The organism is Kitasatospora sp. NPDC041988 (assembly GCF_055588525.1).
In genome coordinates, this window is record NZ_JBVJCO010000025.1 from 137,620 (window position 1) to 144,273 (window position 6,654).

Below are 6,654 nucleotides of genomic sequence, written 5' to 3' on the forward strand. Positions count from 1 at the left end.
CCCCCCCCCCCCCCCCCCCCCCCCCCCCGGTGTCGGGTCAGCCGAGGGTCTCCGCGCCGTCCGACCCCGACCGCTCCGCCATGGCGTTCCAGGCCTCCCGCAGCCGGTCGGGCTCGACCAGCTCCGCGTGGGTGCAGGCGATCGGGTGCTCCCGGACCCCGCCGGAGGCGTAGGGCTCCCAGATCCCGGCCGGGCGGGCGCTCGCCGGCTTGTCACCGGTGGCGACGACGAGCAGCAGCTCCCCGTCGAAGGTGCGCGGCGTGTGCTCCCGCATCAGCCTGGCGTTGTTCCGGATCACCCGGGCGGCCGTCTCGACCTCCTCGTCCGTGAGCTCGATGACCGAGTCGCCGCCCCGGATGATGTCCGCGAGGTCGGCCATCTCGGCGGCCTCGGCGGCCTGGGCGTTGTCGGTCGTCCCGGCGCCCGGTGCCTGATCGGCCGCGTCGCCGGAGCCGCTCGGCGGGACGGTCACCATGGTCTCCAGCAGGTTCAACGGGTAGGAGTCCAGCAGGGTCAGCCCCGCCACCTGCTCGCCGGCGGCCCTGAGCTGTACCGCCATCTCGTGCGCGACCACGCCGCCGAAGGACCAGCCCATGAGGTGGTACGGGCCGGACGCCTGGACGGTGCGGATCCGCTCGACGTACTCCGCTGCCATCTCCTCGATGGAGACCGGCAGTTCGGGCGAACCGTCGAGCCCCCGGGCCTGCAGCCCGTAGAGCGGGTGCTCCGTCGGCACGATGCGGGCCAGCGGCGAGTAGCACCAGCTCAGCCCGCCGCCGGGGTGGATGGAGAACAGGGGTGCGCGCTCCCCGTGCGGCCGGATCGGCAGCAGCATGCCGAGGGCGTCCTGCGAGGTGCCGAGGCCCAGCCGCGCGCCGAGGCCGGCGATGGTGGGCGTCTCGAACAGCGCCCGGATGCCGACCTCGATGCCCAGCACGGCACGGATCCGGCTGACCAGTGTGGTCGCCAGGAGGGAGTGGCCGCCGAGCTCGAAGAAGTTGTCGTCGATGCCGACGCCTGGCAGGCCGAGGACCTCGGCGAAGACCGTGCAGAGGACCTCTTCCTGGGCGGTGCGGGGCGCCCGCCCGGAGGCGCCGACCGCGTAGTCCGGTGCGGGCAGCGCCCGGTGGTCGAGCTTGCCGTTGGCGGTCAGGGGCAGGGACTCCAGCTGCACGATGGCGCTGGGGACCATGTAGTCGGGGAGCTCCGAGGCGATGTGCTTGCGCAGCAGCACGGTGTCCACCGCCTCCGGCACGGCGGCGACGACGTAGGCGACGAGGCGCTTGTCCCCGGGGTTGTCCTCGCGGGCGACGGCGGTGGCCTGGGCGACGGAGGGGTGTGCGGCCAGGACCGACTCGACCTCGCCGAGCTCGATCCGGAAGCCGCGGATCTTCACCTGGTCGTCGGCGCGGCTCACGTACTCCAGGTTGCCGTCGGCGCGGCGGCGCACCAGGTCGCCGGTGCGGTACATCCGCTCGCCGGGCTCGCCGAACGGGTTGGCGGTGAAGCGCTCGGCGGACAGGCCCGGGCGGCCCAGGTAGCCGCGGGCCAGCTGGGCGCCGGCGACGTAGAGCTCGCCGACGGTGCCGGGCGGGACGGGCTGGAGGTGGGAGTCCAGGACGTAGAGGCGGGTGTTCCAGATCGGGTGCCCGATGGGGACGGCCCGGTCCGGTACCGCGTCCGAGGGAAGGACCCGGTACTCCATGCACCCGACCGTCGCCTCGGTCGGACCGTACTCGTTCACCACGGTGGCCCCCGGGCGGACCTTCCGCCAGGCGTCGAGGACCTCGCCGAGCAGCTGCTCGCCGCCGACGACCAGCTCGCCGCTCGGTGAGAAGCCCTCCGGAAGCACCGAGAGCAGGGGGATGTGACTGGGCGTCCCCTTGAGGAACGTCAGCCGGTCGCCGCCCTGGACGCGTGCGCCGTCCTCCAGGGGTGCGATCTCGATGCGGCCGCCGCTGATCAGCGGCGCGTACAGCGTCGTCACGGCGAGGTCGAAGGCGACCGAGGAGTGCAGCAAGGTCCCGCCCCGGACGGAGGGGTAGGCCTCGACGCTCCACCGCAGGTAGTGGGCCAGGGCGCTGTGCTCGATCACGACGCCCTTGGGGCGGCCGGTGGAGCCTGAGGTGTAGATGACGTAGACGGGGTGGCTGGGCAGGAGGGCGCTGACGGGGTTGGTGGTGCCGAGCCCGGCGAGGCGGGTGAGGGTGTCCGGGTCGTCGAGGACGATCCGTGCGACGGCCTCGGCCTCGGGGAGGGTCCGCCGGGTGTGCTCGCTGGTGATGACCAGGGCCGGCCGGGCGTCGCCGAGCATGTAGGTGATGCGCTCGGCGGGGTAGTCGGGGTCGATCGGCAGGTAGGCGCCGCCGGCCTTGAGGACCGCGAGGAGGGCGGTGATGAGGTCGGTGGAGCGTTCCAGGTGGATGCCGACCAGGGTCTCCGGGCCGACGCCGTGTTCGACCAGCAGGTGGGCGAGGCGGTTGGCGCGCTCGTTCAGCTCGGCGTAGGTCGACTCCGCGCCCTGGTGGACGAGGGCGGTGGCGTCGGGCGTCCGGGCTGCCTGGGCCTCGAACAGCTCGGGCAGGGTGGTGGCGGGCAGCTCCCGGGCGGTGTCGTTCCAGCCGGTGAGGATCAGGGCGCGCTCGTCGGCGTCGAGGATCTCGATCCGGCTGACGGGCTGCTCGGGGTCGGCGACGGCGGCCGCCAGGACCCGGGTGAAGCGCTGGGCCATGGTGGCGACGGTCGCGTGGTCGAACAGGTCGACGGCGAAGGTGACGGCTCCCTGGAGGCCGGCGGGCCGGCCCTGTCCGTCGAAGAGCTCGCCGAACTGGAAGTCCAGGTCGAACTTCGCGGGGAGCTCGCCGCTGGGCAGGGCGGTGGCGGTGAGGCCGGGGAGGTGGAGCCGGGTGCTGCTGTTGTTCTGGAGGGTGAGCATGACCTGGAAGAGCGGGTGCCGGGCCATCGAGCGGGTGGGGGCGAGCTCCTCGACTAGGCGCTCGAAGGGGATGTCCTGGTTCGAGAAGGCGCCGAGGCCGGCGTCCTGGACGCGGCCGAGGAGAGCGGCGAACGTCGGGTCGCCGTCCAGGTCGGTGCGCATGACCAGGGTGTTGATGAAGAAGCCGACCAGGTCGTCGAGGGCTTCGTCGGTGCGTCCGGCGATGGGGGTGCCGACGGGGATGTCGGTGCCCGCGCCGAGGCGGGAGAGCAGGGTGGAGAGGGCTGCCTGGAGGACCATGAAGAGGGTGACACCACGGGAGCGGGCCAGGTCGGTGAGCTGCTGGTGCAGTTCGGCGGGGACCTGGAGGGGCAGGGTGGCGCCGTGGTGGGTGGCGACGGGCGGGCGGGGGCGGTCGGTGGGCAGCTGGAGCTCCTCCGGCAGGTCGGTCAGGGCCTTGCGCCAGTGGGTGAGCTGCTGGGACAGCACGCTCGCAGGGTCGGTGTCCTCGCCGAGGAGCTGCTGCTGCCACAGGGTGTAGTCGGCGTACTGCACCGGCAGCGGCTCCCACGTGGGGGCGCTTCCTTCGAGTCGCGCCGCGTACGCGGTGGAGATGTCGCGGGCGAGCGGGCCCATGGACCAGCCGTCGCCCGCGATGTGGTGGACGAGCAGCAGCAGGACCTGCTCCTGCGGCCCGGTGGTGAACAGCTCCGCACGCAGCGGTACTTCGGTGGACAGGTCGAAGACGTACCCGGCCGCGTCGGCGAGGGCCTGCTCCAGGCCGGCCTCGGTGACCTCGGTGACGGGCAGGCCGAAGGCGACCGCCGCCGGGTCGAGGACGTGCTGGTGGGGCTGGCCGTCGGTGCTGCGGAAGACGGTGCGCAGGACTTCGTGGCGCTTGACGACGTCGTGCAGCGCGTCTCGGAGGGCCTCGCGGTCGAGCGCGCCGCTGAGCCGCAGTGCGGTGGGGATGTTGTAGGTGGCGCTGGGGCCTTCGAGCTCGCCGAGGAACCAGAGGCGGCGCTGGGCGGCGGACAGCGGTACCGCGTCCGGGCGCTCGCCGGCGGTGAGGGCGAGCCGGGTCGTACCGGCTGCGCCGAGGCGCTCGGCCAGGCCGGCGACGGTCGGGGCCTCGAAGAGGGTGCGGATGCCGACCTCGACGCCCAGTGCGGTGCGGATCCGGCTGACCAGGCGGGTGGCGAGCAGGGAGTGGCCGCCGAGCTCGAAGAAGCTGTCGTCGATGGTCACCGAGGTGACGCCGAGGACCTCGGCGAAGACGGTGCAGAGGGCCTCCTCCTGCTCGGTCCGCGGTGCCCGGCCGGAGCCGGCCGCCGTGAACTCCGGGGCGGGCAGGGCCTTGCGGTCGAGCTTGCCGTTGGCCGTCAGCGGCAAGGTCTCCAGCAGCACGATCGCGCTGGGGACCATGTAGTCGGGGAGCTCCGAGGCGAGGTGCCTGCGCAGCGCCTCGGTGTCCACGGCCTGCGGTGAGACCGGGACGACGTAGCCGATCAGGCGCTTGTCCCCGGGGTTGTCCTCGCGGACGATCACGGTGGCCTGGGCGACCGAGGGGTGTGCGGCCAGTGCGGCCTCGACCTCGCCGAGCTCGATGCGGAAGCCGCGGATCTTCACCTGATCGTCGGCCCGGCCGGCGAACTCCAGGGTGCCGTCCGCACGCCAGCGCACCAGGTCACCGGTGCGGTACATCCGGGCGCCGGCCGCGCCGAACGGGTCGGCGACGAAGCGCTCGGCCGACAGACCCGGGCGGTTCAGGTAGCCGCGGGCCAGCCCCGCACCCGCCACGTACAGCTCACCCACGGCGCCGGCCGGGACCAGCTGCAGCCCGCCGTCCAGGACGTAGACGGCGGTGTTGTCCAGCGGACGGCCGATCGGCAGGGTGCTCCCGACGTTCGCGGCGGCGTCCACGGAGTGCTGGGTGGCGCAGAGCGTCACCTCGGTCGGCCCGTACAGGTGCCGTACGACGATCCCGGCATTCGCGTCCAGCACGCGCCGGACCGCTCCGGAGGGCACGACATCCCCTCCGGTGAGGACCTCGCGCACGCCGGCGAAGGATCCGGGGTCCTCCTCGGCCATGACCCGGAACAGGCCGGCCGTGACGTGGATGTGGGTGATCCCGTGCCGCACGATCAGCGAGCGCACGGCGGCGGCGTCCAAGTCCCCGGTCGGGGCGACCACGACCTCGCCGCCCGCGAGCAGCGGGACCCAGAGCTCGTAGGTCGAGGCGTCGAAGGCGTGCGGGGCGTGCAGGAGGACCCGGTCCGTGTGGCCCAGGTGCCAGCAGCCGTCCGAGGCCAGCTCCACGACGTCACGGTGCGTGGTCGCGATGCCCTTCGGCGTCCCGGTGGAGCCGGAGGTGTACATCACGTACGCGAGGTGCTCCGGCCGGGTGGCGGGGGCCAGGTCGGTGGCGTCCGCGATGCTGCTCCCGGTCTCCGGCCCGACGGTCAGGACGGTCACGCCCTGCTCGGCCGCCGTCGCCGCGAACCCGTGGCCGCTCATGGCCGAGTCGACCAGCAGGATCCGCGCGGCGGTGTCCTGGAGGATCAGGTTCATCCGGTCGGCGGGCGCCCGGGTGTCGATGGGGAGGTAGGCGCCTCCGGCCTTGAGGATCGCCAGCAGTGAGACGACCAGCTCGGTGGAGCGCTCCATGAGCACGCCGACGAGGCTGTCGGGGCCGACGCCGTGCTCGGCCAGCAGCCGGGCGAGGCGGTTGGCCCGGGCGTTCAGCTCCGCGTAGGTGAGCCGGTCGTCCCGGTGGCTGAGCGCGACGGCGTCGGGGGTGCGGTCCACCTGGGCTTCGAACAGCTGGTGCAGCGTCCCGGCGGGGGTGTGCGCCGCGGTGTCGTTCCACTCGGCGAGCAGCCGGTGGCGCTCGGTGTCGTCGAGGACGCCGATGCTGTGCAGCGGGGTGTGCGGTGCCGTCGCGAGCGCCGCGGTCAGGTTGTCGGTCGCGGTGTGCAGCAGCGTGGCGACGAGGGCCGGGTCGATGGGCGCGGCGGCCTGGACGGTGAGGAGGAAGCCGGTGCCGGTGTCGTCGACGGAGACCGCGAGCGGGTAGGTGGCGCCCTCCTGACTGTGGAGGAGCTCGACGCCTTCGAGTGCGGACGCCGGTCCGTGCTCGGCGCCGCCGCTGTGGCGGTAGTTGAGGAAGGAGGTGAACAGCGGGGTCTGCGCCGGGAGGTCGCTGGCCTGCTGGGCGAGGACGAGGGGGGCGTGCTCGTGGACGAGGAGGTCCGCGAGCTGCGTCTGCGTGGCGCGCAGGGCCTCGATGGCGGTCGTGTCGCCGGTGCGGACGCGGACGGGGAGGGTGTTGATGAACAGTCCGGGGACGCGGTCGGCGCCCGAGCCGGCCTGCATGCGGCCGAACAGGACGGTGCCGAACACGACGTCGTCACGGGTGGAGGTGGCCGCGACCACCCGTGCCCATGCGAGGTGCAGGACGGTGGCCGGGCTGACGCCGAGCCGGCGGGCCTGGTCCCTCAGCCGCTGGGCGAGCGCGGCGTCCATCGGCACGGTGGCCTCGGCGTCGGGCTCGTCCGCCCTGGTGGTCAACTGGCCGAAGGGTGCGGTGGGTTCGGTGATGTCGCCGAGGAGGTTGGTGAAGAGCTTCTGGTGTTCTTCGCGGGGGATGCGGAGGCGGGCTTGGGCGACGAAGTCGCGGAAGGGGAGGGGGGTGGGGAGTTGGTCCTGGTGTCCGTTGA

Annotated in this window: 1 protein-coding gene; it reads right to left on the minus strand. The window is 73.3% G+C overall.

The features are described from left to right. Positions 1-37: 37 nt before the first annotated feature. Positions 38-6,505: an amino acid adenylation domain-containing protein gene (locus ACZ6NC_RS24535; protein ID WP_465735896.1), complete on the minus strand. Its 6,468-nt coding sequence runs from the start codon at positions 6,503-6,505 to the stop codon at positions 38-40. Positions 6,506-6,654 lie beyond the last annotated feature (149 nt).